The 26,817-nt window shown below is 66.5% G+C and carries 24 protein-coding genes; 10 read left to right on the top strand and 14 right to left on the bottom strand.

Features of this window, described 5'->3' with window-relative positions; all coding sequences use genetic code 11:
- Nucleotides 1–196: 196 nt before the first annotated feature.
- A complete protein-coding gene (locus ACRDTL_RS07385) occupies nucleotides 197–1,564 on the bottom strand; it encodes an FAD-binding oxidoreductase (protein WP_431506055.1) in 1,368 nt (455 codons plus the stop codon).
- A 35-nt stretch (nucleotides 1,565–1,599) separates the two neighbouring features.
- On the bottom strand, nucleotides 1,600–3,183 hold the full coding sequence (locus ACRDTL_RS07380; protein WP_431506054.1) for a succinic semialdehyde dehydrogenase: 1,584 nt from the start codon (nucleotides 3,181–3,183) through the stop codon (nucleotides 1,600–1,602).
- Nucleotides 3,184–3,266: 83 nt separating this feature from the next.
- Here ACRDTL_RS07380 and ACRDTL_RS07375 point away from each other — a divergent pair, with 83 nt between their 5' ends.
- Together ACRDTL_RS07375 and ACRDTL_RS07370 are read left to right on the top strand one after the other, a co-directional pair.
- On the top strand, nucleotides 3,267–4,106 hold the full coding sequence (locus tag ACRDTL_RS07375; RefSeq protein WP_431506053.1) for a uracil-DNA glycosylase: 840 nt from the start codon (nucleotides 3,267–3,269) through the stop codon (nucleotides 4,104–4,106).
- 20 nt (nucleotides 4,107–4,126) lie between these two features.
- Nucleotides 4,127–5,164, top strand: a complete 1,038-nt coding sequence (locus ACRDTL_RS07370) for an LLM class flavin-dependent oxidoreductase (RefSeq protein ID WP_431506060.1) — start codon at nucleotides 4,127–4,129, stop codon at nucleotides 5,162–5,164.
- Here ACRDTL_RS07370 and ACRDTL_RS07365 read toward each other — a convergent pair.
- From ACRDTL_RS07365 to ACRDTL_RS07355, 3 genes are all read right to left on the bottom strand, one after another.
- A complete protein-coding gene (locus ACRDTL_RS07365; RefSeq protein ID WP_431506052.1) occupies nucleotides 5,161–5,613 on the bottom strand; it encodes a nitroreductase family deazaflavin-dependent oxidoreductase in 453 nt (150 codons plus the stop codon). The two genes, ACRDTL_RS07370 and ACRDTL_RS07365, sit on opposite strands and share 4 nt — an antisense overlap.
- Before the next feature lie 4 nt (nucleotides 5,614–5,617).
- On the bottom strand, nucleotides 5,618–6,052 hold the full coding sequence (locus ACRDTL_RS07360) for an HIT family protein (protein WP_431506051.1): 435 nt from the start codon (nucleotides 6,050–6,052) through the stop codon (nucleotides 5,618–5,620).
- Nucleotides 6,053–6,127: 75 nt separating this feature from the next.
- Entirely contained in the window at nucleotides 6,128–7,291 is a 1,164-nt protein-coding gene (locus ACRDTL_RS07355) for a MalY/PatB family protein (RefSeq protein ID WP_431506050.1), read from the bottom strand.
- Nucleotides 7,292–7,310: 19 nt separating this feature from the next.
- Between ACRDTL_RS07355 and ACRDTL_RS07350 the strand changes: the two genes are divergently transcribed.
- Complete coding sequence (locus tag ACRDTL_RS07350) at nucleotides 7,311–8,702, top strand: amidase (protein WP_431506049.1); 1,392 nt, start codon at nucleotides 7,311–7,313, stop codon at nucleotides 8,700–8,702.
- Here ACRDTL_RS07350 and ACRDTL_RS07345 read toward each other — a convergent pair.
- Entirely contained in the window at nucleotides 8,697–9,191 is a 495-nt protein-coding gene (locus tag ACRDTL_RS07345; protein WP_431506048.1) for a DNA-deoxyinosine glycosylase, read from the bottom strand. The two genes, ACRDTL_RS07350 and ACRDTL_RS07345, sit on opposite strands and share 6 nt — an antisense overlap.
- Nucleotides 9,192–9,199: 8 nt before the next feature.
- On the opposite strand from ACRDTL_RS07345, the gene ACRDTL_RS07340 reads away from it, so the two are divergent.
- The 3 genes from ACRDTL_RS07340 (at nucleotide 9,200) to mshB (ending at nucleotide 12,131) form a co-directional block, all read left to right on the top strand.
- A complete protein-coding gene (locus ACRDTL_RS07340; protein ID WP_431506047.1) occupies nucleotides 9,200–10,342 on the top strand; it encodes an adenylate/guanylate cyclase domain-containing protein in 1,143 nt (380 codons plus the stop codon).
- 323 nt (nucleotides 10,343–10,665) lie between these two features.
- Nucleotides 10,666–11,229, top strand: a complete 564-nt coding sequence (locus ACRDTL_RS07335; protein ID WP_431506059.1) for a hypothetical protein — start codon at nucleotides 10,666–10,668, stop codon at nucleotides 11,227–11,229.
- Between the two features lie 41 nt (nucleotides 11,230–11,270).
- On the top strand, nucleotides 11,271–12,131 hold the full coding sequence (gene mshB / locus ACRDTL_RS07330) for an N-acetyl-1-D-myo-inositol-2-amino-2-deoxy-alpha-D-glucopyranoside deacetylase (RefSeq protein ID WP_431506046.1): 861 nt from the start codon (nucleotides 11,271–11,273) through the stop codon (nucleotides 12,129–12,131).
- 15 nt (nucleotides 12,132–12,146) lie between these two features.
- Here the strand turns inward: mshB and ACRDTL_RS07325 are convergent, their stop codons facing one another.
- The 4 genes from ACRDTL_RS07325 to ACRDTL_RS07310 all read right to left on the bottom strand — a co-directional run bounded on the left by ACRDTL_RS07325 (nucleotide 12,147) and on the right by ACRDTL_RS07310 (nucleotide 16,700).
- Nucleotides 12,147–12,332 (bottom strand): hypothetical protein, encoded by a 186-nt coding sequence (locus ACRDTL_RS07325; RefSeq protein ID WP_431506045.1) that lies wholly within the window; start codon nucleotides 12,330–12,332, stop codon nucleotides 12,147–12,149.
- Nucleotides 12,333–12,450: 118 nt separating this feature from the next.
- Complete coding sequence (locus ACRDTL_RS07320) at nucleotides 12,451–12,891, bottom strand: DUF6636 domain-containing protein (RefSeq protein ID WP_431506044.1); 441 nt, start codon at nucleotides 12,889–12,891, stop codon at nucleotides 12,451–12,453.
- A 153-nt stretch (nucleotides 12,892–13,044) separates the two neighbouring features.
- On the bottom strand, nucleotides 13,045–14,943 hold the full coding sequence (locus tag ACRDTL_RS07315) for an ABC transporter ATP-binding protein (RefSeq protein ID WP_431506058.1): 1,899 nt from the start codon (nucleotides 14,941–14,943) through the stop codon (nucleotides 13,045–13,047).
- 11 nt (nucleotides 14,944–14,954) lie between these two features.
- Nucleotides 14,955–16,700: an ABC transporter ATP-binding protein gene (locus tag ACRDTL_RS07310; RefSeq protein WP_431506057.1), complete on the bottom strand. Its 1,746-nt coding sequence runs from the start codon at nucleotides 16,698–16,700 to the stop codon at nucleotides 14,955–14,957.
- A 136-nt stretch (nucleotides 16,701–16,836) separates the two neighbouring features.
- Here ACRDTL_RS07310 and ACRDTL_RS07305 point away from each other — a divergent pair, with 136 nt between their 5' ends.
- Both ACRDTL_RS07305 and ACRDTL_RS07300 read left to right on the top strand, forming a co-directional pair.
- On the top strand, nucleotides 16,837–17,382 hold the full coding sequence (locus tag ACRDTL_RS07305; protein ID WP_431506043.1) for a DUF3558 domain-containing protein: 546 nt from the start codon (nucleotides 16,837–16,839) through the stop codon (nucleotides 17,380–17,382).
- Entirely contained in the window at nucleotides 17,379–17,936 is a 558-nt protein-coding gene (locus ACRDTL_RS07300; protein WP_431506042.1) for a DUF3558 domain-containing protein, read from the top strand. The genes ACRDTL_RS07305 and ACRDTL_RS07300 overlap by 4 nt, the downstream gene beginning before the upstream one ends.
- A gap of 533 nt (nucleotides 17,937–18,469) precedes the next feature.
- Here ACRDTL_RS07300 and ACRDTL_RS07295 read toward each other — a convergent pair.
- Together ACRDTL_RS07295 and ACRDTL_RS07290 are read right to left on the bottom strand one after the other, a co-directional pair.
- Nucleotides 18,470–19,105 carry a nucleotidyltransferase domain-containing protein gene (locus ACRDTL_RS07295; RefSeq protein WP_431506041.1) on the bottom strand — a complete coding sequence of 212 codons (636 nt, stop codon included), beginning with the start codon at nucleotides 19,103–19,105 and terminating at the stop codon, nucleotides 18,470–18,472.
- Between the two features lie 151 nt (nucleotides 19,106–19,256).
- Complete coding sequence (locus ACRDTL_RS07290) at nucleotides 19,257–19,763, bottom strand: SixA phosphatase family protein (RefSeq protein ID WP_431506040.1); 507 nt, start codon at nucleotides 19,761–19,763, stop codon at nucleotides 19,257–19,259.
- Between the two features lie 131 nt (nucleotides 19,764–19,894).
- Here ACRDTL_RS07290 and ACRDTL_RS07285 point away from each other — a divergent pair, with 131 nt between their 5' ends.
- Together ACRDTL_RS07285 and ACRDTL_RS07280 are read left to right on the top strand one after the other, a co-directional pair.
- A complete protein-coding gene (locus tag ACRDTL_RS07285; protein WP_431506039.1) occupies nucleotides 19,895–21,046 on the top strand; it encodes a metallophosphoesterase family protein in 1,152 nt (383 codons plus the stop codon).
- On the top strand, nucleotides 21,043–23,619 hold the full coding sequence (locus ACRDTL_RS07280; RefSeq protein WP_431506038.1) for an AAA family ATPase: 2,577 nt from the start codon (nucleotides 21,043–21,045) through the stop codon (nucleotides 23,617–23,619). The genes ACRDTL_RS07285 and ACRDTL_RS07280 overlap by 4 nt, the downstream gene beginning before the upstream one ends.
- An 83-nt stretch (nucleotides 23,620–23,702) precedes the next feature.
- Here the strand turns inward: ACRDTL_RS07280 and ACRDTL_RS07275 are convergent, their stop codons facing one another.
- Together ACRDTL_RS07275 and ACRDTL_RS07270 are read right to left on the bottom strand one after the other, a co-directional pair.
- Entirely contained in the window at nucleotides 23,703–25,358 is a 1,656-nt protein-coding gene (locus ACRDTL_RS07275; RefSeq protein WP_431506056.1) for an ABC transporter family substrate-binding protein, read from the bottom strand.
- A gap of 25 nt (nucleotides 25,359–25,383) precedes the next feature.
- Nucleotides 25,384–26,817, bottom strand: a 1,434-nt coding sequence (locus ACRDTL_RS07270; protein WP_431506037.1) for a dipeptide ABC transporter ATP-binding protein, incomplete at its 5' end; no start/stop codon positions are given.

Genomic DNA, 26,817 nt, shown 5'->3' with positions numbered 1-26,817 from the left:
CATGCACCGACGCCGCCGACTCGACGTCCAGATGCACACCAGTACTACGGAACCCAATCTGACGACCCACGAGGCAACACCCTTTCGAACGAATCAGGTGTTGCAGCGATCACTTGAGCCTGCCCGCCGACGGCCTACCCCTCAGTGCACAGTGGAAACCCGGACCGCACACTCGCAGGCGGTCGCCGAGCGCGGATCAGATCCCCGCGCCGGGGTTCAGGATGCCCAGCGGGTCCAGCGCGTCCTTGATGCGGCGGTTCAGCGCCATCGCGTCGGGACCCAGATAGCCGGCCAGCCACGGCCGCTTCAACCGGCCGACACCGTGCTCGCCGGTGATCGTGCCGCCGAGCCGGGTGGCCAGGTCCATGATCTCGCCGTAGGCCAGGTCGGCTCGCTCGGTCATCGCGGGATCGGCGGGGTCGTAGACGATCAGCGGATGGGTATTGCCGTCGCCGGCATGCGCGATCACCGAGATCATCAGCTCGCGTTCGGCGGCGATGCGGGCAATCCCGCCGACCAGGTCGGCCAGCGCGGGCACCGGCACGCCGACGTCTTCGAGCAGCAGCGGGCCTTTGGCCTCCACCGCCGGAATCGCGAACCGCCGTGCGGCGACGAACGCCTCACCCTCCTCCGGGTCGTCAGTTGAAAAGACCTCGGTCGCACCGTGTTTCGTGAAAATCTCGGCCATGAACCCGGCATCCTCGCTGCCGGACCGGCCGCGTTCGTCGGAGCCGGCCAGCAGCATCGCGGCCGCACCGCGGTCCAAGCCCATCCGCAGCTTGTCCTCGACCGCGTTGATCGCGACCGCGTCCATGAACTCGAGCATCGCAGGGCGGATCCGTCCGCTCACCGCGAGCACCGCCTCGGCGGCGGCCTCCACAGACGCGAAATTGGCGACCACCGTGCACGACGGATTCTGCGGCGGCACCAGCCGCAGCGTTACCTCGGTGATCACCCCGAGGGTGCCCTCGCTGCCGACGAACAGTTTGGTCAGCGAAAGCCCCGCGACATCCTTGAGCCGGGGGCCGCCCAGCCGGACCGCGGTGCCGTCGGCCAGCACCACCTGCACGCCCAGTACGTAGTCGGTGGTGACGCCGTATTTCACGCAGCACAGTCCGCCGGCGTTGGTGGCGATGTTGCCCCCGATGCTGCAGATCTCGTACGACGAGGGATCCGGCGGATACCACAGTCCATATTCGGCGACGGTCTTTTTCACCTCGGCGTTGAGCAAACCGGGCTGGCACACCGCGGTGCGGGTGACCGGGTCGACGACGATGTCGCGCATCTTCTCCGTCGACAACACGATCCCGTCGTCGACGGCGGTCGCCCCGCCGGACAGGCCGGTGCCCGCCCCGCGTGTCACCACCGGGACGTGGTGCTCGGTGGCCCACCGCAGCACGGTTTGCACCTCTTCGGTGCGGTGCGGACGCACCACCGCCAGTGGCTTGCCCGCCGACGGGTCGAAGGCGCGGTCCTGCCGATAGCCTTCCGTCACCGCCGGCTCGGTGACGACCCTGCCGTCCGGCAGCTCGGTGATCAGGCTGGCCAACACATCTGCGCCCACGACGTCGATCCTACGGAGGCCGACGGTCTGCCCGGCTATTTGACGCCCGGCAGCCGCCGCAACAACCGCAGCCCCGTCGTCATGACGCGGGCGTACCTGTCGGCGCGCATCCAGGTCGGTGCTCCCACCGGCAACAGCCGTTCGGTCGCGATCGTTTGCGACTCGGTGTATTTGAGGATCCCGTGCTCGCCGTGTCGGCGCCCGACGCCGGAATCCTTCATGCCGCCCATCGGAGCGTCGACCGACGCCCATGCCGCGGCGTAGGCCCCGTTGACGTTGACCGTGCCGGCCTGCAGTTGTGCGGCGACGCGCCGGCCGTGGGCCGGATCACCGGTCCAAACGGCAAAGTTCAACCCGTAGGCGCTGTCGTTTGCGTTGGCAATGGCCTCTTCCTCGGTGTCGACCGGGTAGAGCGACACGACCGGTCCGAAGGTTTCGTTGGCGAAGGCCTCCATGCCTTCGCGCACGTCGGTCAGGATCGTGGGTTCGTAGAAGTACGGGCCGATGTCGGGGCGGGACCGGCCACCGGCCAACACGGTGGCGCCCTTGCGCACCGCGTCGTCGACATGATCCGTCACGGTCTGCAGCTGTTTTTCGCTGATCAATGTCCCCATGTCCGCGGAGTAGTCAAGCGCAGCGGACAGCGTCAGCGCCTTGGCCGCCGCGACGAACTCCGTCACGAAGGCGTCCCATAACGTCCTGGGCACATAGATGCGCTCGATCGAGATGCACAGTTGCCCGGCATTGGAGAATGCTGCCCGTAGGGCGCCCGATGCGGCCTTTGCGACGTCGGCATCGTCGAGGACCAGCAGCGCGTTCTTGCCGCCCAGTTCCATCGAGCAGTCGATCAGCCGCTCGGCCGCCTGCTTGGCGACGTGGCGACCCACACCGGTGGAACCGGTGAACATGACGAAATCCGACTGCTCGATGATCGGTGTGCCCAGCTCCGACCCGGGTCCGGTGACCATCTGCACCAAACCTGCCGGCATGCCCGCCTCCTCGAGCAGCCGAGCTGCCCACAGCGCCGAAAACGGTGTCCGGTCATCGGGTTTGGCCAACACGGCGTTGCCCGCGACGATCGCGGGTATCGCGTCGCTGATGCCGAGTGTGAGCGGATAATTCCACGGCGAGATGATGCCGACCAACCCTTTCGGGTGGTGATGCTCCCAGACCTCGGTGAGCACCAACTGCACGCCTTGACGGCGCTTTGGCTTGAGGTATTCCTCGGCCGTGTTCGCGTAATAGCGCGCGGTGATGCAGACGTCGAGTACTTCCTCGAAGGCGTGCCGGCGTGCCTTGCCGTTCTCGAGCTGGATGAGGTCGAGAACTTCGTCCTGCCGCCGCAGCACGAGGTCGTGGAAGCGCAGTAGCACCTGGGCGCGCTCGGCAACCGGGCGTGTCGCCCATTCGCGTTGAACGGCGCGGGCGCGCTCGGCTGCGGCGATCACATCGCCGGCCGTGCAGTGCGGCACTCGTCCCAGCAGCTCGCCGGTCATCGCGTTGGTGATATCCCGGTGCCGGCTGCGGTCGGCGGCCTGGACACCGCGCGCCAACGTCTCCAGCAGCGGGGCAATGTCGGGCACGGTCGTCGACCGGCCGGGAGAGCGAAGTGCGTTCATGAATCAATCCTCGTCGACTGCGCCATTGGTGGCCAGCCGCCCCGGTCGACGACCGATTTTGGCCGCCGGTGCACAGTAGACCGGTGAAGCTCGCACACCCTCGTACCGGGGCCTTGTTCGAATCGCCGGTGCCGCCGGGTACCGGATGGCCCGGCGACCTCGCGACCGCCCGCACGCCGGTGGCCTCGACGGCCGCCCAGGTGGCGGCCATGGCAGAAGCCGTGGAGAGCGCCGACGAACTCGACGCGGAGACATCGGTGTGCCGGGCCTGCCCGCGATTGGTCCAGTGGCGCGAGCAGTCCGCGCTGATCAAACGGCGGTCGTTTGCCGATCAGCCGTATTGGGGCAGGCCGGTGCCGGGCTGGGGCGCTGAGCATCCCCGGGTGATGGTCATGGGATTGGCGCCGGCAGCCCATGGGGGCAACCGGACGGGCCGCGCGTTCACCGGGGACCAGTCCGGCGACGTACTGTATGCGGCCCTGTACCGGGCCGGGCTGGCCAACTCGCCGACCTGCGTCGATGCCGCCGACGGCCTGACGCTCAACGGCACCCGGGTGGTGGCGGCCGTGCGCTGCGCGCCGCCGGACAATGCGCCGACAACGGTCGAACGGCAGACCTGCGCGCCGTGGTTGACCGCTGAGTGGCGGCTGACCGGTCACGACGTGCGGGTCATCGTCGCGCTGGGCGGGTTCGGGTGGCGCTCGGTGCTGGACATGGTCCGCTCCGGTGGTGGCCAGGTTCCCCGGCCACAGCCGAGGTTCGGCCACGGTGCGGCGGCGACTTTGCGGGCCGGGCACCGTGAGGTCGTGCTACTCGGCTGCTATCACCCGAGTCAGCACAACACGTTTACCGGACGGTTGACCCCGCAGATGCTCGACGACGTCTTCGGCCGGGCCGTGACCATCGCAGGACTATCCCGATGACCGCCGGTGTTGACGCCGTCGTGCGGCTTTCCGTTCTGGATCTCGTTCCGGTCCGCGCCGACCAGACCACCGCCGACGCGCTGGCGGCCACGGTGCGGCTGGCGCAGATCGCCGACCGGTTGGGCTTCACCCGCTACTGGTTGGCCGAGCATCACAACATGCCGTCGGTGGGCGCGACCAGCCCGCCGGTGCTGATCGCCTACCTCGCCGCACAGACTTCGCAGCTGCGGTTGGGATCCGGCGGCGTGATGTTGCCCAATCACGCGCCGCTGGCGGTGGCCGAGCAGTTCGCGCTGCTGGAAGCGGCCGCGCCGGGCCGCATCGACCTCGGCATCGGCCGAGCGCCCGGCTCGGATCCGGTCACGTCAATCGTGTTGCGGGGAGCCGCCGGCCGCGACGATAGGGACATCGACCAGTTCCCGGACTACCTCGACCACGTACGGGCGATGATGAGCCGGCACGGTGTGCGGGTACAACTTCGCGATGGTGACTATCTGCTCAAGGCCACCCCGGCGGCGGCGAGCGAACCGCGACTGTGGCTACTGGGGTCGTCGTTGTATTCGGCGCGGCTGGCCGCGGCCAAAGGCCTGCCCTATGTATTCGCCCACCACTTCTCGGGCAAGGGAACCGAGGAGGCGCTTGCGCTGTACCGCTCGCAGTTCCTGCCCAGCGAGTTGGCCGCCGCGCCGGTGACGTTCCTGACCGTCAACGCCGCGGTGGCCGAAACCCGAGAGGAGGCAACGGCATTGATGCTGCCGAATCTACAGATGATGGCCCGGCTGCGGACCGGCGAACCGCTCGGGCCGTTGCAACTCGTCGAAGACGCCCAAAACGCCGACCTGACACCGCAACAGCAACACATTGTGGAGAGCGGGCTGCGCCGCGCGGTCGTCGGCGCCCCCGCCGAGGCCGCCGAACAGCTGCGCTCGCTGGCACAGCGCTTCGAAGTCGACGAGGTGATGGTCCACCCCGTCGCATCAGCCCAGCGCGGCACCGATCCGGCCGCCGCACCGGCCCGGGAAGCCACGCTCGAGCTGCTGGCCAAAGAGCTGTTTTAGGAGTCCGGCGTCAGCACGATCACCGGAATCGGCCGTGATGTGTGGCGTTGGTAGGCCTCGTAGCGATCGGCGTTGTTGTCGTTGACGATCTGCCACAGCCGGGCATAGTCCGGGTCGTCGAGCAGCACGGGCCGCGCTATGACACCGAATCGCTTTGGCCCGACGTTGATTTCGACGTTCGGATGTGCCTTGAGGTTGTGATACCAGCCCGGCGAGCGTGGGGCGCCGCCTTTCGACGCGACGATCAGATACGCGTCGCCGTCGCGGGCATAGCTCAACGACGTGGTGCGTGGCTTTCCGGTCTTGGCGCCGACCGTATGCAACAGCAACATCGGGGGCACTCCGGGGACCCGGTGCCCGATCCGGCCATTGGTGCCTTGGTAGATCGCGTCATGCAGATGTAGCAGCTGCCCGCCAACCTGCTGCTCAACCCATCGGGATAGCTCCATGACATCAATCTTGTGCGGCGGCGTCGATTCGCGCCAGCGCGTCGCGCAGGATCTGTCCGGTGGCTTCCCGGTCCGGGTCACGACGCAGCAGCATGCCCTTGGCGACCGACAGTTTGTCGCCGTTGCGCCGCGGCAACACGTGCAGGTGAATGTGGAACACCGTCTGGAAGGCGGCACGGCCGTCGTTGATCGCGATGTTGATGGCATCGGCCAGCTCCGTCGTGCGGGCCGCCCGCGCGATCCGCTGCCCGATCGCCACCATGGCCGCCAGTGTCTCCGGCGGGGTATCGGTCAGGTCGGCCGTGTGGCGCTTGGGCAGCACCAACGTGTGGCCGCGGGTAAACGGACGAATGTCGAGGATGGCCAGATAGTCGTCGTCTTCGTAGATGCGGATGGCCGGCGCATCCCCGGCGACGATCGCGCAGAACACACAGGACATAGGGCCACGGTAGCTGCTCGCTTGGTCGCGCGGCGACCCGCTGCGCCCGGCTGCGCCGCGCTTGCGATCGCCGCGTCAGATGGTCAGCGCCGTGGCCATCGCCTCGATCGCCCGGTCCAAGATGACGCGCGGGGTGGCGAAGTTCAGCCGCGCGAATCCGGAGCTCACCGCCGGGCCGAACGGGATGCCCGGGCTGAGCGCCACTTTGGCCTTCGACAGCAGGTATTCGGCAGGCTCGCTCGGCAGGTTCAGCGCCCGGAAGTCCACCCACGACATGTAGGTGGCTTCCGGAGCGTTGACCAACACTGCGGGAACAGCCTCGGGCAGGGCCATGGCCAGGTGGTCGCGGTTTGCCCGCAGGTAGACCAGCAACTCGTCCAGCCAGGGGCCGCCGTGCTGGTACGCGGCGATGTTGGCGCGGATACCGACGGTGGACGCGCCCATCTTGTGCAGCATGTTGATCCGGTGCCACTCGTCGAGGTCACGTGGATTGGACAGCACCACCTGAGCGCACATCAGGCCGGGCAGATTCCAGCCCTTGGACGCCGACACCAGGGTGACCACCGTCTCGGCCGCAGTGTCGGACACCGACGCCGCCGCCACATGGGGCCGGTCGTAGACCAGCGGTGCATGGATCTCGTCGGCGATCACCCGGGCGTTGTGGCTGGCCGCGATGTCCACGATGGCGCGTAGCTCGTCAGCGGTGTACGCGGTGCCCAGCGGATTGTTGGGGTTGCACAAAATCATCGATCCGGCCCCGCCGGCGAATGCCTTGTCCAGTGCTTCCAGATCGAGGACGTAACGTCCCGAACCATCCTGCGACATCAGGATTTCGGTTCGCTGGCGGCCGGTGACCCGCAGCACGTCGAAGAACGGCATGTAGGCGGAAACGGGCAAGACCACCGGACTCTCCGGCCGAGTCAGGAAGTTGACAACGACTTCCATGCCCTTGAGCACGTCGGGAACCACCTGGACCCACTCGGGCTGCACCGGCCAGCCATAGCGCTGTTCGCACCACTGCGCCGTCACCGTCGGCAGATTGGCCTCGCCGAACGGCGGATAGCCGAACTCCTCGTTGGCCACGCAGGTGCGCGCCGCGTCGAGCACCGCCGGTGCGGTGGGAAAGTCCATCTCAGCGATCCACAGCGGCAGCACATCGGGCTCGAAGTAGTTCCACTTGATCGTCTTGCGCCGGCGGAGCTGATCCTCGGTCAATTGGTCGAACAGCGTGTCGTCCATCCCAGTAGTCTGCCTTGACGTGGACCCTGGTGAGCTGGCCTTCGCCGGTGCGGCCGCGCAGGCCCGGATGCTGGCCGCCGGCGCCATCACCGCACCGGCGTTGCTCGAGGTCTACCTGGAACGCATCGCCCGGCTGGATCAGCAGCTGCGGTGCTACCGGGTCGTGCCGGCAGACACCGCGCGTGAGGAGGCCGACACCGCCCAGCGGCGTCTCGATGCCGGTGAACGTCTACCGCTACTCGGTGTGCCGGTCGCGATCAAAGACGACGTCGACATCGCCGGAGAGCCTACGACTTACGGCACCAGCGCGCATGGCCCGGGGGCAGCCCGCGACGCCGAAGTGGTGCGCGCACTGCGCGGCGCCGGCGCGGTGATCCTCGGCAAGACGGCGGTGCCCGAGTTGATGATGTTGCCCTACACCGAGTCGGTGACGTTCGGTGCGACCCGCAACCCGTGGGACATCTCGCGCACGCCGGGCGGCAGCAGCGGCGGCAGCGGCGCCGCGGTGGCCGCCGGGCTTGCCCCACTGGCGCTGGGCTCCGACGGTGCCGGCTCGATCCGTATCCCGGCCGGCTGGTGCGGCCTGTTCGGCCTGAAACCGCAGCGCGATCGGGTCTCGGTGGCGCCGCACGACGACGCCTGGTGCGGGCTGAGCGTCAACGGGCCGATCGCGCGGTCGGTGACCGACGCGGCGTTGTTCCTGGACGCGACGACGACGCTGCCGGCTCCCGACGGCGGGTTCGTCGCCGCGGCGACGCGGGACCCGGGTCGCCTGCGAATTGCGCTGAGCACCAAGGTCCCACCGCCATTGGTTGGCCGGCTCGGCACGGCTCAGCGGGCGGCAGTGGACCAGGCGGGCGCACTGTTGCGAGATCTCGGCCACCACGTCATCGCTCGCGAGCCCGACTATCCGCCGTCGGCCGTGCTCGGGCATTGCCTGCCACGCTACTTCCGGGGTATCTACGACGATTTTCGCTCGCTGCCGCACCCCGAGCGGCTCGAGGCACGGACCCGTGCCATGGCGCGCATCGGCAGTGTGTTCTCCGAGCGGCGGATGGCAGCGGTGCGCGCCGGCGAGGCGGCGGTGGCCGCTCGGATCCAGTCGATCTTCGACGATGTCGACGTCGTCGTCACGCCGGGCTGTGCGAGCGGCCCGTCGCGCGTCGGCGCCTACCAGCGCCGCGGCGCGGTCTCGTCATTCTTGCTGGCAACGGCCAAGGTTCCGTTTTTCGTGATCTGGAATCTGACCGGCCAGCCCGCCGCCGCCGTGCCGTGGGGATTCGACAAGGACGGGCTGCCGGTGTCGGTGCAGCTGGTCGGTCGACCGTACGGTGAGGCGACGCTGCTGGCGCTGTCCGCCCAGATCGAGGCAGCGCGACCGTGGGCGCACCGGCGTCCGCCGGTGTCATGACTGCGCAATCACCCGCCAGGCGGCCAGTTTCTCGCCGGGCCGCATCGCGCGGGCCGGGCTGGTGGACGGCAGCAGTTGGCAGCTGAGCAACCGGTCGACGCGGACCAGTCTGTGGAACAGCGTGGACGCTGTACGACCGTTGAAGAACACTTTCGTGATGTCCGGATGGGTGGCAAACAGCTGCGCAAAGTCGTTGACTACCAAGCTGTTACGGTCGATCTTGGAGTCCGCGCTGCCGACACGGCGACACTTGTGCAGCACATCCCACAGCGCTATCCCATGCGACCGCAAAGCGGCCAGCCGCGTTGGGTAGGAGGCGCTCTCGTCGAACCCGAGAAGGTCAGCAGTGATCGACCAGAATGCATTTCGCGGATTTCCGTAATACTGGCGCGCGGCCAGCGATGCGACGCTGGGGAACGAGCCGACGATTAGCGACCGGGCCGAGTCGTCGACGACAGGCGGAAATCCCTCGAGAAGCGCGGTGGTCATCGGCTCCCATGATGACGCGCCGGTATGTTGGCGACGTGGCGGACATCGAAGAGTTGCTCGACGGCCTGGAGGGCCCCGCGCGCGCCGAGCGCGCCGAGCTGATCGAGTGGCTGCTCAAGCGGGGCTTCAGCGTCGAACGGATTCGGGGCGCTGCGGCCCCGATGCTGCTGTCCGCGGGCCGGTTGATGGGTGACGACGGCACGTACGTGTCGGCGCGCGAGATCAGCGAAACACACGGTATCGACCTTGGGCTGCTACAGCGCTTGCAACGTGCGGTCGGACTGCCCACGATCGACGACCCTGATGCGGTCGTGCACCTGCGGGCCGACGCGGAGGCCGCCGTCAGCGGTCAGCCTTTCATCGATATCGGGCTTGGCGCCGACCAGGTGGTCACGGTCGGGCGGCTGCTGGCCGAAGGGCTATCGCATGCGGCGGAGGTAATGCGGTACACCGCACTCGCCGCGGTGCTGCAGCCTGGCTTTACCGAGCTGCAGGTCGCGCAGGCATCCGAGGCGATGGTGCGCCAGATCGTTCCGCTGCTGGGCCCGATGATCCAGGACATGCTGTTGTTGCAGCTCCGGCACCAGATGGAAACCGAAGTCGTCAACGCCAGTGAACGTGCGGCGGGCAGCGCGCTCCCGGGCGCCCGAGAGGTCAGCGTCGCCTTCGCCGACCTGGTCGGCTTCACCCGCCTGGGCGAGGCGGTGCCGCCTGAGGAATTGGAGCAACTCGCCAACCGGCTGGCGGATCTCGCCCGCGATGTGGCTGCCCCGCCGGTGCGGTTCATCAAGACGATCGGCGATGCGGTGATGTTCGTCTGCACCGACCCGGGGCCGTTGCTGGATGTCGTCCTGAAGCTCGTCGAGACCACCGACACCGACGATGATTTTCTTCGGCTGCGGGCGGGGGTCGCCTCCGGGATGGCGATCAGCCGGGCCGGCGATTGGTTCGGCAGTCCGGTGAACGTGGCGAGCCGAGTGACAGCGGCGGCCCGGCCCAGCGCGGTGCTGGTCGCCGAATCGACGCAGGAGGCGCTCGGTGACGTCGCCGGATTTAGCTGGTCGTTCGCCGGCGCGCGTCACCTCAAGGGGATAAAGGGCGAGGTGAAGCTCTTTCGTGCTCGGCGCGGCGAAGGGGCGGCGGAATCGTAGCCGGTTAATCGACGGCACATATGAGGCAGGCCCGGAGGACACTGGGGTCGCGTCTTACTTATCCTGCGCGGCCGGCCTATCACCCCTAATACCGGCACTTTGGATCAGTCACTTCCGAGCCTGCTTCGGTGGTAACGCTACAACGCCAAGCGCGTCACATCAACGGTTTTCTCAACGGTTTTCGCCGCGCCGAGCGGTATTTCGACCGGCGCTTGTCAGCCCGCATCCGGTAGCTGCGGAACCGGGGCAGCGCTGTCAGCGGGACGGGTGTTCGCTGGGGGCGAACCACTCTTCCATAAACGAGGTAATGCTGTAATCATGTAATCATGAGACACCATCTACATGGGCGGTACGGCCGCCCCGGCGGCTGGCAGCAAGCTCAGCAGCCCGATGCCGGCGGCGCCGCCGAGTGGTTTGCCGGACGCCTGCCCGAGACCTGGTTCGACGGCGATCCGGCCGTCGTCGTTGACCGCGAGGAGATAACGGTCATCGGTAAGTTGCCCGAACCGGAGAAGGCAGAGAAAGAAGAAAGCGAGGCCCGCGCGTCGGGCCGGGTGTCACGGTTCCGCGAAGAAACCCGGCCGGAGCGGATGAACATCGCCGACGAGGCGCAGGACCGCTACGGCCGCAAGGTTTCCTGGGGTGTCGAGGTCGGCGGCGAACGGATCCTGTTCACCCACATCGCGGTCCCGGTCATGACTCGGCTCAAGCAGCCTGAGCGTCAGGTGCTCGACACCCTGGTCGACGCCGGCGTAGCCCGGTCGCGTTCGGATGCGTTGGCCTGGTCGGTCAAACTCGTCGGTGAGCACACCGAGGAGTGGTTGGCCAAGCTGCGTGACGCCATGTCGGCCGTCGACGACCTGCGCGCGGAGGGCCCGGAACTCTAAGGCATCCGCTTTTCACCGGTCGGCGACATAGAGTTACAGCGGTGTCGCCTTCCGAAAAGCCTCGTCTGCTCTTCGTGCATGCGCATCCCGATGATGAAAGCCTCACCAACGGTGGCACCATCGCGCACTACGTCGCCCAAGGGGCCGACGTCCGCGTCGTCACCTGCACCCTCGGCGAAGAAGGCGAAGTCATCGGCGACCGTTACGCGTTACTCGCGGTCGACCATGCCGACCAACTCGGCGGGTACCGGATCGGTGAGCTGACCAAAGCATTGAACGCCCTTGGCGTTGACGGACCGATCTTCCTCGGCGGTCCCGGCCGCTGGCGCGACTCCGGCATGGCCGGTACCCCACGGAGGCATCACCCGGCGTTCGTGGATGCCGGAGACGACGCCGTCGACGAACTGGTCGCGATCATCGACGCAATGCGTCCGCACGTCGTCGTCACCTATGACCCCAACGGCGGCTACGGCCATCCCGACCACGTACAAACTCACCGTGTCACTGCGGCCGCGATCGCGGCCGGCGCGTGGCGCGTCCCGAAGTTCTACTGGACCGTCTTCGCCGCCGGCGCACTGCAGGCCGGTCTCGACGCCCTGAGCGACGTCCCGCCCGAGTGGATCAGATTTGCCGACGCCGGCGAGGCCGGGTTCGGTTATCCCGACGGCGACATCGACGCCGCCATCGAAGCGGGCGAGCACCTGGCAGCCAAGCTTGCGGCGTTGGCCGCCCACGCCACCCAGCTCACGTTGGCGCCCGATGGCCGGTCCTTTGCGCTCTCGAACAACATCGCGCTGCCGATTTCGACCAACGAGCATTACATCCTCGCGGCCGGCAGCGCCGGACCGCGGGATAGCCGCGGCTGGGAAACCGACCTGCTGGCCGGAGTCGACCTGCGCTAAACACCCGCTGTGGGTCTAGCCGCCGTCCAGAATGGTGCGGCACTGCGCGTCGCTATGTCCCTGTTGGTGGCATGCCGCCCAGGCGATTTGGCCGGCTACCCACGGGTCCTGGGTGGCTGTCGTATTCGTCGACCAGATGTAGCCCTGCTGGTCGTCAGCTAAGCAGCGAACCGGCAGGCCTGTGTTTGATGTCGTTGTCATGTTCAATTCGTTGCTCATGCAGGAGGACCCGACTTGTGGACCCTCGCTATGGGCAGGAGCAGCAACTGCTATTGCGGCAACACCCAGAGCCGCTGCAACTGCTACCGCCCTGACGCTGTCATTCCAGGACATAGGAATCTCTTGCGAGACTGAAGAAGTGACCGGTGCTGGCGTCTGTGCACGTAACACCCGCGAGCTCGCTGTCGCAGGTGATCGGCCCGGCGGAATGTCTACTGCCGTAGTCTAGCGTCGGCAACCCGCTGCCACGCAACGTATCTGAGCTGCAGACCAGGGCCGGCGTGTTGCCCTGGTTGATTTCGACACGGTCACCCCAGGCTCCTTCACAGCGAGCCGGGCGCGGCGGCGCCACCCAGGTATGGTCGCTGATTTCGCAGCTGGCGTAGGCGGCACCGCCAAGCATGCCCATACCACAGTCGATGTTTCCCGATGGGGACTGAAACTGATAGAAAGACTCCGCGTGCGCGATCGCCAAGAATGGCGCTGCCGTGATAGCGGATATTGTGGAGATCGTAACGAACACGCGTTCACCGCTGCCCATGCCGCCACCTTGCCGGTCGACGCAAGGGATGGGCCCCGGCCGCCCTTATTTGAACAGCTGGCAAACATCCCGGACGACGGCAGTGTACGCGGGCGCACGGGCGGCGGTGTGAGATTCGCTAAAGCTCTACGTCGGACTCGCGGGCACCGCCGATTACGAGGCCTGTGTCATGGCGTAATAGGCGCCCCGGCGGGCAAGCAATTCGGCGTGATTACCCTGTTCGACGATCCTGCCGGCTTCCATCACGAGAATGTGATCGGCATCCCGGATAGTCGAAAGGCGGTGGGCGATAATGAAACTCGTCCGGCCGCGGCGAAGCTCGCACATCGCGTGCTGGACCAACAGCTCGGTGCGGGTGTCCACCGAACTGGTGGCCTCGTCGAGGATCAGCAGCTGAGGACGGGCCAGAAAGGCCCGTGCGATCGTGATCAATTGCTTCTCGCCCGCGCTGATGTTGCCGCCGTCGTCGCTGATTCGGCTCTGGTAGCCGTTGGGCAGCGTGTGCACGAACCGGTCGACATGCGCTGCCCGGGCCGCGTCGACGATCTCTTGCTCGCTCGCTCCGGGGCGTCCGTAGCCGATGTTCTCGGCGATCGTCCCGCCGAACAGCCAGGTGTCCTGCAGCACCATGCCGATGCGCGACCGCAGCGCATGACGGCTCACCGACGTGATGTCGACGCCGTCGATCAGGATCCGGCCGGAGTCGACTTCGTAGAACCGCATGAGCAGGTTCACCAGTGTGGTTTTGCCCGCTCCGGTCGGCCCGACGATCGCCACGGTGCTGCCGGGTTCGGCCACCATCGACAGGTTTTCGATCACCGGGGTGCCCGGGCGGTACGCGAAGTTCACCTGGCAGAACTCCACCCTTCCGTTCGTGCGCTGGCCGTTGAGCGGCAGCGGTTGCAGTTGGCGGTCCGGTGGCTCCTCGGGTTCGTCGAGCAGGTCGAATATCCGCTCGGCGCTGGCCACCCCGGACTGAAGCACGTTATACATCGTCGCGACCTGGTTCAGCGGTGAGTTGAACTGCCGGACGTAGGAGATGAACGCCTGGATGCTGCCCACCGTGATCTGTCCGGTCGCCACCTGCAGACCACCCACCACCGCGACCGCCACGTAGCTGAGGTTGCCGATGAACATGGTGGCCGGCGACACCAGACCGGAGACGAACTGCGCACCGAAACTTGCTTGGTAGACCTCATCGTTGCACTCGCGGAACTGCGCCTGAGCCTGGTCACGGTGGCCAAACGTTTTGACCAGCGTGAACCCGCTGTAGGTCTCCTCGATGTGGGCGTTGAGCCGCCCGGTACTGGCCCATTGCGCCACGAAAAGCCGCTGCGAGCGCCGGGTGATCGCCCGCATCACCAGCAGTGAAAGCGGCACCGTCACCAGAGTGATCAGGGTCAACAGCGGCGAGATCGACAGCATCATCACCAGCACCGCCGTGACCGTCAGGAACGCGCTCAGCAACTGAGTGATCATCATCGAGATCGACGTTTGGACATTGTCGATGTCGTTGGTGACCCTGCTGAGCAGTTCACCGCGCTGCCGACCGTCGAAATAGGCGAGCGGCAGCCGGTGGATCTTGTCCTCGGCGTCGGAGCGCAGCGCCATCATCGTTTTTTGCACGGTAACGTTGAGCAGCCGCGCCTGTGCCCAAATCAACAGTGCGGCAACCAGGTACAGGATCAACGCCAGCGCCAGCGTCCGTGCGACCGCGGCGAAGTCCACGCCCTTCCCGGGTACCAGGTTCATTCCGGACAACAGGTCGGCGAAGGTGTCCTCTCCACGCGCCCGGGCGGCTGCGACGGCCTGTGCCTTGGTCATCCCGGCGGGGAGCTGCCGCCCGATCACACCGTTGAACAGCAGATCGGTGGCGTGGCCGAGGATCCGTGGCACGACAACACCGATCGCGGTCCCGCAGACCCCCAGCGCCATCACCGCTGCGGCCGGCCCGCGGTGCGGCGTCAGACGCTTCATCAGGCGGACCGCCGATCCCGTGAAGTCGCGGGACCGTTGTGTGGGGGCTCGGCCCGCACCGCGGATCGGTGGCATTGTCGCGGCGGTCACGGTTGGCCTCCGACGCCGGCGGTCAGCGACTGCGAATCGGCGAACTCGATGTAGGTCGGGCAACTGGCCAGCAACGATTCATGGGTTCCCGCCCCGACCACACGTCCATCGTCGATGACGATTACTTGGTCGGCCTGGGCAACCGTCGAAAGACGCTGCGCGACAATGATGACCGTCGCGGCGGCAGCGATTTCCCGCAGCGACCCGCGGACCTTGGCATCGGTGTGCACATCGAGCGCCGAAAACGCGTCGTCGAACAGATACACAGCCGGGCGCCGGATCACCGCCCGGGCGATCGCCAGCCGCTGCCGCTGTCCGCCGGAGAAGTTGATGCCGCCCTGCGCCACTCGCATCTGCAGTCCGTCGTCGTGGGCCCGCACGAAACGTTCGGCGCCGGCCATCCGCAGCGCTTCCCACATCTGGTCCTCGGTGGCGTCGGCGCTGCCGTAACGCAGGTTGTCCGCGATCGTGCCGGAGAACAGGTAGCCGCGTTGAGGTACCAGCCCGATCGCCGACCATAGTTGCTCGATGTCGTAGTCGCGCACGTCGATGCCGTCGACGAGCACAGCACCGCCGGTAACGTCGTAGAGCCGGCAGATCAGCGACACCAGCGTCGACTTACCCGACCCGGTACTCCCAACGAGGGCCGTGGTGGTCCCGGGTGAAGCGACCAGCGAGACATCGTGCAGCACAGGCTGATCCGCGCCGGGATAGCGGAATGTCACACCGTCGAGGCGCAGTATCCCTTCAATGCCGCGCGGCGGGCGCACCGGGTGTTCGGGGTTGGTGACCGCCGGGCGGGTGGACAACACGTCGCTGATTCGTTCGGCGCACACCGCGGCCCGGGGAAGCACCATCAGCGTCATCGTCGCCATCAAGACGGCCATCAGGATCTGCATGAAGTACGCCAGAAAAGCGAGCAGTGAGCCGACCTGCATCGCTCCGCTGTCGATGCGCAAACCGCCGAACCAGATCACCGCGACGCTGGACACGTTGATCGTCAACGTGGTGGCCGGCGGCATCAGCGCCTGCCAATTGCCGGCCGTCAGCGCGGTATTGGACAGCTTGCGGTTGGCGGAAGCGAACCGGTCCCGCTCGAAGCGTTCCCGGGCGAACGCCCTGACCACCCGGACGCCGGACAGCTGGTCGCGCATCACCCGGTTGATGGCGTCGATCAGCTGCTGCATGCTGCGGAAAAGCGGCAGCACGCGCGACACGATCCAATAGTTGGTCGCGGCCAGCACCGGGACACTCACCATCAGCAACCAGGACAGCCCGGCGTCCTGGTGGACGGCCATGACGATTCCGCCGACGCACATAATCGGCGCGGTGATCAGCACGGTCGACGCGATCTGCACAAGGAATTGGATCTGCCGCACGTCGTTGGTGGTGCGGGTCAACAGTGACGGAGCGCCGAACCGGGCGGTCTCGTCTGCGGAGAACGTGGTGACGTGACGGAACATCGCCGAGCGCAGATCCCGGCCGAATCCCATCCCGGTGCGTGAGCTGAAGTAGACCGCGCCCACCGCGCACAGCACCTGTAAAGCGGTGACCGCGAGCATCACCCCGCCGAGCCTGACGATGATGCCGGTGTCACCCTTGGTGACTCCGTCGTCGATGATCGAGGCGTTGAGCGTCGGAAGGTAGAGCGACGCCAGCGTGCTGACCAGCTGCAGCATCATCAGCGCCGCGACCAGCGATCGGTACGGTCGGATGTACTGGCGCAGCAGTGCCAGGAGCATCTGGTAACTGTCGCACATCGATGCAGGCTTCGGGCCCGCAGGCGCGTAGTAAAGCCCTGGTCAGCGTGGTGTCGGTGGTTGACCTGGGGGTTGCCGCTACAGTGCATCGTGTGACCAGCAGAAGGCGCGCGTAACGGTGCGGCGCAACGTGGCGGCGCTGGCCCTGGCGGCAGCGACCTTGATCCCGGTGGCGGCATGCTCCGATTCCGGCTCCAGCCAATCTCAGTCGACGGAGTCGTCAGGGCCGGCTTCCTCGGAGGGACACCACGGACCGTTTTTCCCGCAATGCGGCGGCATCAGCGACCAGACGGTGACACAACTGACCAGGGTGACCGGATTGGTCAATACCGCTCAGAATTCTGTGGGCTGTCAGTGGCTGGCGGGCGGCGGTATCCTCGGCCCGCACTTCTCCTTCTCGTGGTACCGGGGCAGCCCGATCGGGCGGGAGCGCAAGACCGAGGAGCTCTCGCGCTCCAGCGTCAATGACATCAACATTGACGGCCACGGCGGTTTCATCGCCATCGGCAACGAGCCGACACTGGGCGACTCGCTGTGCGAGATCGGGATCCAGTTCTCCGACGACTTCATCGAATGGTCGGTCAACTTCAGTCAGAAACCGTTTCCCGATCCGTGCGACGTGGCCAGGGAGCTGACACGTCAGTCGATTGCGAACTCGAAATGAGTCGTCCGGTGCGTCACCAGGTGCTTGTCGGTGTGTCCGTGGTTCTCACCGCGCTGGCCGTGGCGACCGGCTGCACGAGGTCGGTGGGCGGCAGCGCGGTCAGGGCTGGCTCGGGTGATGTCCAGCGCAACAACAATTCCGAACAGCAGTACCCGAACCTGCTCAAGGAGTGCGAGGTCTTGACCACTGACATTCTGGCCAAGACGGTTGGCGCCGATCCACTCGATATCCAGAGCACCTTCGTCGGCGCGATTTGCCGCTGGCAGGCCGCCAACCCGGCGGGCCTGATCGACATCACCCGGTTCTGGTTCGAGCAGGGCAGTCTGGACAACGAGCGCAAGGTTGCCGAGGGACTGAAGTACCAGATCGAGAACCGTTCCATCTCCGGTGTCCAGTCGATCGTGATGCGGACGAACGACCCGAACGGTTCGTGCGGGGTGGCCAGCGACGCCGCAGGTGTGGTCGGCTGGTGGGTCAACCCGCAGGCGCCCGGGATCGACGCGTGCGCCCAGGGGATCAAGCTCATGGAGTTGACGCTGTCCACGAACTCCTAGCGCGCGAACTCCTAGCGGCTTCGCGAAACAGACGCCACGGCTGCGATCGGGTTCTGGAGTACGACCCTGGCTTCTGCTTGGTGGCATAAGTCGACATGATGGCGAACGCTGTTGGGGGAAGTTCCAGATTGCTCGTTAGCCCTTCCGACGACTGCGCGGCATAGAGGCACGACGCGCGGCCTCAACAAGCGCCTCCGCCGCGCGTCTGGCTTTCTTGCGCTCGGTGGTACTGGCTGACTGGTGGGTGTAGGCCACCTTCGACTTCAGATTTAGTAGGGTGTGCAGGTGCTTCTCCACGCTGGGCTCCGACTGCGCGAGTAGTGAGATTGCCTCATTGTGATTCTCGCCTACCGCGTACTTTCCGAGTCGGGAGCAACATATGACGTCCGCCGCAGCGATCCCCGCGAGAACAAGCAAGTTCATCGACGCCTCTGGAGTCTCATCCTCGATGCAGAGTGCGGCATCAAGAAACTCTGTGGCTTTCTTCAGCCGTCCTAGCCGGATAGCCTCCGAGCAAGTCTTTGTTCGCCCGGTCATCGACTCTTGCGACCCTTCGGGATCGGTCGGATCTGCTTCAGTAGCCATGCCCTCGATCCCGCGACGGTGAGACCGTGATCGAGAACGTCGCGCACCATTGGCTCAGTGCGAGCAGCGCGAAGCTCGGCGATTGTGTACTCGACAGGGCGAGCGTCGTTACCAGTCCACCTACTGACCATCGTGGCGAGGTCGTTCACTTGGCGCGTCCACAAGGGTTGCGGCGTGTGGTCGTCCTGTACCAAGAAGAGATCCACATCGCTGTGCACGGTCATCGAGCCGCGTACGACGGACCCGAATACCGCCGCATATATCGGGGGATGCTCCCAGTTGCTGAGTTGCCGTTCGAGTCGGGCCAGGAAGGTATTCGGCAGCTTTGCCAGCGCCAGGATCGGCTCTGCCGCCAGGTGTTCGGTGTTGAGCCGATAGGCGAATGCGTTACCCACCCGATCGGCCAGCACCACGCCTTGCAGAAGGAGGCGTGAGAGAACCTTGCGGATACCTTCTTCTGAGAAGCCGTTCAGGATGCGATGGATCTGCCCAGTGGTAAACGTGACGTCGTGCGTCGCGAGGACCGCCAAGACGTCGCCGTCCAACGTCGGTGTCACAGTCGCGAACGGCCGGTTCAGCTCCATTAGACACCTCCAATCTCCGCCCAAATTATAGTTGGTTAACCCGTACTATAGTAGATGTATCAGTACTATAGTTGGCCAAGGCTAGTCCACCCTGCTGACAAAGCCGGTGGCGCCCGCGCCGGCGTCGGTGACTTTCAGGATGATCCAGGAACTAACGCGGCACGTGGAAATCGACTAGAGCGGCGACGCCGTGGTCGAGGTCTTCCCACTCGCAGAGGACGCTCAGCACGGCGATACCCGACGTCGGGAACTTCGCCGAGATCCCTTCGACCGCAGCAGCATCGGTGCCGTCGGCGCCGGCCAGGCCGATCGCCACCGCGGATAACGTCGGCTCATGCCCGACGACCAGCAGCGTGGTGATGTCGTCTCCGACTCTGTTGATCTCGTCGATTACCGTGTCGGGGCTGGCACCGTAGAGTCGCTCGGCATAGCGCACCGGAGCGTCGACGCCGGTGCGCCGCAGGGTTTGCCGGGCGCGCGTGGCGGTCGAGCACAGCACGGCGTCGACGGCGGGCAGGTTGGCGCGCAGCCAATCACCGGCCAGCCCGGCCTCTCGGATGCCCCGCGGAGCCAGCGGCCGGTCGTGGTCGGCGACCCCGTCCGGGTACGCGGACTTTGCGTGCCGCAGTAGCACCAGAGTGCGGCGTGGACCACTCATGCGACCCACGGTAGGACACCGCAGCCGGCCCCCCGATCCGGACCTGCCGATCGAGGTCCCCGGACATGTCGGTGCCCGGTCCTAGACTCGCCTTGCCTCATCAGAGGCCACAAGGAAGGGACGGGATCGGCATGCGGTTTCTGCACACCGCCGACTGGCAACTCGGCATGACCCGTCACTTCCTCGCCGGCGACGCCCAGCCGCGGTATTCGGCTGCCCGCCGCGACGCGGTGGCGGGGCTCGGCGCTCTGGCCGCCGAGGTCGGCGCGGAGTTCGTGGTGGTGGCCGGTGACGTCTTCGAGCACAACCAGCTGGCTCCGCAGGTGATCAGCCAGTCGCTGGAAGCCATGCGCGCCATCGGTATTCCGGTCTACCTGCTGCCGGGCAATCATGATCCGCTGGATGCGTCGTCGGTGTACACCGGCGCACTGTTCACCGCCGAATGCCCGGACAACGTTGTGGTGCTGGACCGGGCCGGGGTGCACGAGGTGCGCCCGGGCCTGCAGATCGTCGCCGCACCGTGGCGGTCCAAAGCACCGACCGCCGATCTTGCCGGTGAGGTGCTCGACGGACTGCCTGCCGACGGAGTCACCCGGGTTCTCGTCGCGCACGGCGGCGTCGACGCGCTCGACCCCGATCCCGGCAAGCCCGCGCTGATCGATTTGGCCGCGCTCGACGACGCGCTGGCCCGTGGCGTGATCCACTACGTGGCGTTGGGCGACAAGCATTCGGTCACCGACGTGGGCAGCAGCGGCCGGGTCTGGTATTCGGGCTCACCGGAGGTCACCAATTTCGACGACATCGAGCCCAACCCCGGGCATGTGCTGGTCGTCGATATCGACGAGACGGATCCGACGCGCGCCGTCACCGTCGAAGCCAACCGCGTCGGCCGGTGGCGGTTTTTGACCCTGCGCCATCAGGTGGACAACAGCCGCGACATCGCCGACCTGGACCTGAACCTGGACTTGATCGCCGACAAGGACCGCACGGTCGTGCGGCTGGCTCTGGTCGGCACGCTGACGGTCACCGACCGCGCCGCTCTGGACGCCTGCCTGGACAGGTATTCCCGATTGTTCGCCTGGCTGGACTGCTGGGACCGGCACACCGACCTGGCGGTAATGCCCGGCGACGGGGAGTTCGACGACCTCGGCATCGGAGGCTTCGCCGCCGCGGCCGTCGAGGAGTTGGTTGCGACAGCACGTGGCGGGGATGGCGAGACCGCCGGCGACGCCCAGGCGGCGCTGGCGCTGTTGCTGCGGCTCGCCGACCGGGGTGCGGCATGAAGTTGCACCGGCTGGTCCTGACCGACTACCGCGGCATCGGGCACCGCGAGATCGACTTCCCCGACCACGGTGTGGTACTGGTGTGTGGCGCCAACGAGATGGGCAAGTCATCGATGATCGAGGCGCTGGATCTGCTGCTGGAATCCAAGGACCGCTCCACGAAGAAGGACGTCAAGCAGGTCAAACCCACTCACGCCGACGTCGGGTCGGAGGTTACCGCCGAAATCAGCACCGGCCCTTACCGGTTCGTCTACCGCAAGCGCTTCCACAAGAAATGCGAGACCGAGTTGACGGTGCTGGCGCCGCACCGCGAACAGCTGACCGGTGATGAGGCGCATGACCGGGTACGGGCAATGCTGGCAGAGACGGTCGACACCGAACTCTGGCATGCCCAACGGGTGCTGCAGGCGGCATCGACGGCGGCAGTGGAGCTGTCCGGTTGTGACACGCTGTCGCGGGCCCTCGATGCGGCCGCCGGCGACATGGCCGCGTTGTCAGGCGGCGAGCCGCTGCTCATCGAACGCATCGATAACGAGTACGCCCGCTACTTCACCCCGACCGGACGGCCAACCGGGGAATGGGGTGCCGCGATAGCCGCGCTGCGTGACGCCGAAGAAGACGCAGCGCTGTGTGCGGCCGCGGTCGCCGAGGTCGACGATCGGGTGCGCCGGCACGCCGCCCTGACCACCGAGCTGGCCGAATTGTCGCAGCAGCAACAGACAGCCGAAACGCGGCGCTGCGCCGCCCGATCCGCGGCCGACAGAGTTGCGGAGCTCACCGAGCAATTGCGGGAGGCGGAGCTGATAGCTGCCGCTGCGAGTGCAACCAGCGCCGCGTCGACGGCCGTGCACACCGAGCGAACGCGGCTGCGGACCGAAATCGACACGCGCACAGCCGCGGTGGCTGCTCTGCAGGCTGAGGCCAGCGAGGCCACCGACGCGGAGTCGACGGCGGGGGAGGTCGCCGCAGCGGCTGACGCCGCGGTCACCGAGGCCGAGCGGGTACTGGCGGCCGCCGAACAGCGAGCCGAGCAGCTGTCCCGTCAGCAGGAGGCCGAGCGGTTGGCGGCCCGGCTGGCCAAGATCGACGCCGTCCAGCGCGACCGCGATCAGATCCAGTCAGAGCTCTCAGCGATCACGCTCACCGCGGCGATGCTGCAGCGGATCGAGCAGGCCGCAGCCGCGGTCGACCGGGCGGAAGCTCAGCTGGGGTTGCTCTCGGCGACGGTCGAATTGACCGCTGCCGCCGATATCGAGCTTGTCGTCGAAGATCGACGGATTTCGCTGCCCGCCGGCCAGAGTTGGTCGACGCCCGTCAGTGCCGCCACCGAGGTCGCCGTTCCCGGTGTACTCACCGCACGGTTCAACCCGGGTGCAACCGCAGTGGACATTCAAGCCGAATTGACTGCAGCACAACAAGAACTGGCCGCCGCACTGGTGGCCGGGCGGGTCGACGACGTGGCGGCGGCGCGCAACACCGACCAACGGCGCCGCGATTTGGAGAATCGCCGCGACCAGTTGACCGCCACCCTGGCGGGCCTGTGCGCCGACAACGAGATCGACCACCTGCGCTCGAGACTGGCCGAGGTGCGTGCCGGTCTCGGCACTGTGAGCACGGACAGCGTCGAACTCGACCAAGCCGAGGCGGCTCGTATCCAAGCCGCCAAAGACTGCGAGAACCACCGCAGGGTCGCGGCCGCAGCGTCAGGCAAGCTCACCGACGCATCAACGCGCGCAACGATTTCGCGGGACAAGGCGAACGCCCAACACGTCGAGCTCGCGGTGGCCGCTGACCGGCTGGCCAAGCAGCGGGCCTCTTGCGCCGACGAGGACCTGGCAGCCACCGCCAACGCCGATCTGCTGGCCGCACAGACCGCCGACCGACGCGTTACCGACCTGACCGAACAACTCACCGCCGTCGCACCCGACGTGGTGGCCGCCGAACTCGCCGATGCCGAGCGGGCCACCGAAACGTTGCGTGTCCGCCATGACGAGGCCGCCCGCGCACTGCACGAGATCACCGTCGAACTCGCCGTCTTCGGCACCGAGGGGCGTCAGGGGAAGCTGGATGCGGCGGAGATGAAACACGAACACGCCCAAAGCGAGTACACCCGGGTGCAGCGGCGAGCCCGCGCGGTACAACTACTGCGGTCGGTGCTGGCCCGCCACCGCGATAGCACCCGGCTGCGCTACGTCGAACCGTTCCGAGCCGAGCTGCAGCGGCTGGGGCGTCCAGTCTTCGGGCCCAGCTTCGACGTCGACGTCGACAGCGATCTGCGCATCCGCAACCGCACGCTCGACGGTTGCACGGTGCCCTACGAATCGCTCTCGGGCGGGGCCAAGGAGCAGCTCGGCATTCTGACCCGGCTGGCCGGCGCGGCGCTGGTTGCCAAGGAAGATGCCGTCCCGGTGTTGATCGACGACGCGCTGGGCTTCACCGACCCCGACCGGCTGGCCAAGATGAGCGAGGTGTTCGACACCCTGGGCGCCGACGGGCAGGTCATCGTGCTGACCTGCACCCCCGCCCGCTATGGCGGAGTCAAGAGTGCGCACCGGATCGAATTGAGCGCTTAACGCTTCGACGAGTCCCGCGAAAGTGCAACTACCGACGGGTTTGTCGAAACGCGTCGTGGAATGCACCTTCGCGGCACAACATGTCAGCGCGTGAAACCGATCGCGGTATACACCACGTCGGCCAGTCCGGGCGCACCGTAGTTGGCGAGATCGCTGCGCACCGCGACGTCGCCGGGCGACTGGAACAGTGGCAGGCTGAAGCCCTCCTGCCAGATCATCCTGTCGACCTGGTTGGCAAGCGTGCGTGCCTTGTCCTGGTCCAACTCGGAGAGCGTCTGATCGATCCCGGCGTCGACTTCGGGGCTGCCGACCTTGCCGAAATTGCTGTCACCATCAGAGGTGTATATCTGCGGCAGCGCAGATAGCGGGAATGCGTTACCCACCCAGCCGAATTGGACGATATCGAAGTCGCCGACGCTTACGTACTGGTTGAAAAATCCGGTGCCCGGTTTGACGTCGAGCACCAGCTTGACCCCGATCTGTGCCAAATTGTTCTGGGCGACCAGGGCGATCTGGCGGGCGGATGGCGAGTCGTAGAACACATCACGGATGACCAGCGGCTTGCCGTCCTTCTCGCGCACCGTTCCGTTGAGCTTCCAACCCAACGCGTCCAAGTCACTGCGCGCCTGGTTGAGGTCGTAAGCTGCTGGTGCGCTGTTGTTTTCGTAGCCCACTTGGCCGACGACGAAAATGTGGTTGTCCAGCGGCACCGGGTGGCCGGTCAGGCCGTGCTGGACGACGTTGACGATGGCCTGGCGGTCGATGCCTCGGCAGATCGCCAGCCGCAACTTCTCGTCGGCCAGGATGGATCCGGGTGCGCCGTTGAAGGTGAAGTGATACCAGGTGGGGGCCGGCGCACGCCGGATCACGATTCCGGGGGTGCGTTGGGCGGTGACCATATCGTCGAGCGTGCCCACGCCGGAAGCATCGATCGCGTTGTTTTGCAGGGCGGGGATGACGGCGGTGGCGTCGAGCACCAAAAACGTGATGGAGTGCAGCCGCGGGACGGCACCCCACCAGCGCGGATTGCGGGTCAGCACGATTCGCTGCGCGGACCGGTCAATTGTGGACACGATGAACGGTCCGGCTGACGGCCCGGGAGCATCGAGTTGGCCGGTGTTGAAGACGCCCGGGTTCGCCGTCATGCTGCGAGGTTGCATACCGCCGGCGAACATCGCGCGCCACTCCGCGTACGGCTTGGCGAAGGTGATCACCGCCTGGCGATCGTCAACGCCCCTGGCCACGGACCTCACCCGTTCGAACCCGGCCCGGCTGGCGATCAAGTACCGCTTGTCGCGGCCGCTGCACGCGTCGACCTGCGCTTTGAGGTCTTCCCAGGTGATCGGGGCGCCGTCGCTCCACACTGCTTTCGGATTGATGGTGTAGGTGACGACCTGCGGGTTGGCGCTGGTCAATTCGGCGCCGGTGAAGTAGTCGGTGTTGAGCTTCAGCGACCCGTCGGCCTGCGTGATGAACGCCCCCGGCAGCGTCGGGCTGACAATCGAACCGACGTCGGCAGTGTTGCCGTCGATGTTCAATTCATTGAAATTCGGCGGGAAGGATGTCAGCGCGAGCCGCAGGTTTCCGCCGTCGCGCAGCGTCGCAGGGTCGCGGGGGCTGATGTCGCTGGTGGTGCCGACCCGCGCGGCCCGCGTCTCCGGCACATCCCGATACCCGTCGGAGCAGGCGGTGAGGGTCAAACAAGCCACCAGCGCCACCAGCGCAAGCCAGCGAACCATCGGCGGGTGCGTCACCCGGACGGTGCTAACCACCGGCCACACCGCGGTGCGTCCGCGGGACCGCCGCCAGCAGTCGCCGGGTGTACTCGTGTTGCGGGTTGGTGAATACCTGCTCGCCATCGCCCTGCTCGACGATCGTTCCCCGGTACATCACCGCAACCCGGTGTGCCAGATGTTTGACTACCGAGAGATCATGCGAGACAAACAGATAGGACAAGCCGAATTGCACCTGCAGGTCCAGCAACAGGTTGATGATCCCGGCCTGAATCGACACGTCGAGCGCCGACACCGGCTCGTCGAGCGCAAGAATCTTCGGCTGCAGTGCCAGCGCCCGCGCAATACCGATCCGCTGCTTCTGGCCACCGGAGAACTCGGCCGGATAGCGGCTGGCGTCGGCGCGGTCCAGCCCGACGATCGCCAGCAGCTCGACAACCCGCTCTTCACACCGAATTCTGTCAAACCCGTTGGCGATCAATGGTTCAGCGATGACATCGAACACCGGGAGCCGGGGGTCCAGCGACGCGACCGGGTCCTGAAACACCACCTGCAGTTCGGTCCGCAACTTACGGCGACCGGCTGAGTCGAGGGCCGCGACGTCGGCGCCGAGAATCTCGATGGAACCCGCCTCTGGTGTGGCGAGTTCGAGAATCTGGGACAGCGTCGTCGATTTGCCCGAACCGGATTCGCCGACGATGCCCAGGGTGCGGCCCTGTTCCAGGGTGAGGCTGACGCGAGAGACCGCACGCACCTCACCAATCTGCCTGCGCAAAACCACACCCTTGGTGAGCCGGTAGGTCTTGGCAAGATCGGTCACCTGCAGCACCACCGATGGTTCGCCGGCGGTGGTATCGATCGGTGTTGGTTGCGTTGACACGCCAAAGACTTCGGCCGCACTGCGCCCCGCGACGTCGTCGGTGCGGATACACGCCGCCCGGTGGCCGTCGGTAATGGTGACGAGATCGGGTTCCGCAGAAAGACATTCGTCGATCACCATCGGACAACGGGGGGCGAATGGACATGCCCCGGGGGACAGCGAGGTCATTGCAGGCGGCGCACCCGGGATCGGAATCAGCCGGGTGCCCTGCGGGGCGTCAAGTCGCGGTACCGAACCCAGCAACCCGACGGTGTAGGGCATCCGACGGTCACGGTAAAGCTCGTCGACTCCTGCGATCTCGACCGGACGCCCGGCGTACATGACCAGCGCCCGATCGGCGAATTCGGACACCACACCCAGGTCGTGGGTGATGATCAGCACACCCGCGCCGGTGACGTCGCGAGCTTTTCTGAGCACGTCGAGGATCTGCGCCTGCACGGTGACGTCCAGCGCAGTGGTCGGTTCGTCGCAGATCAGCAGGTCGGGATCGTTGGCGATCGCGATCGCGATCACCACGCGCTGGCGTTCGCCGCCGGACAGCTCGTGCGGGAAGGCCCTCGCGCGGCGTTGCGGCTGCGCGATGCC

Source organism: Mycobacterium sp. (assembly GCF_050700595.1).
In the GTDB taxonomy this organism is placed as follows: Bacteria; Actinomycetota; Actinomycetes; order Mycobacteriales; family Mycobacteriaceae; genus Mycobacterium.
Note: the sequence above shows the minus strand (reverse complement) of the source record. Positions and strands in the feature narration are given on the sequence as shown.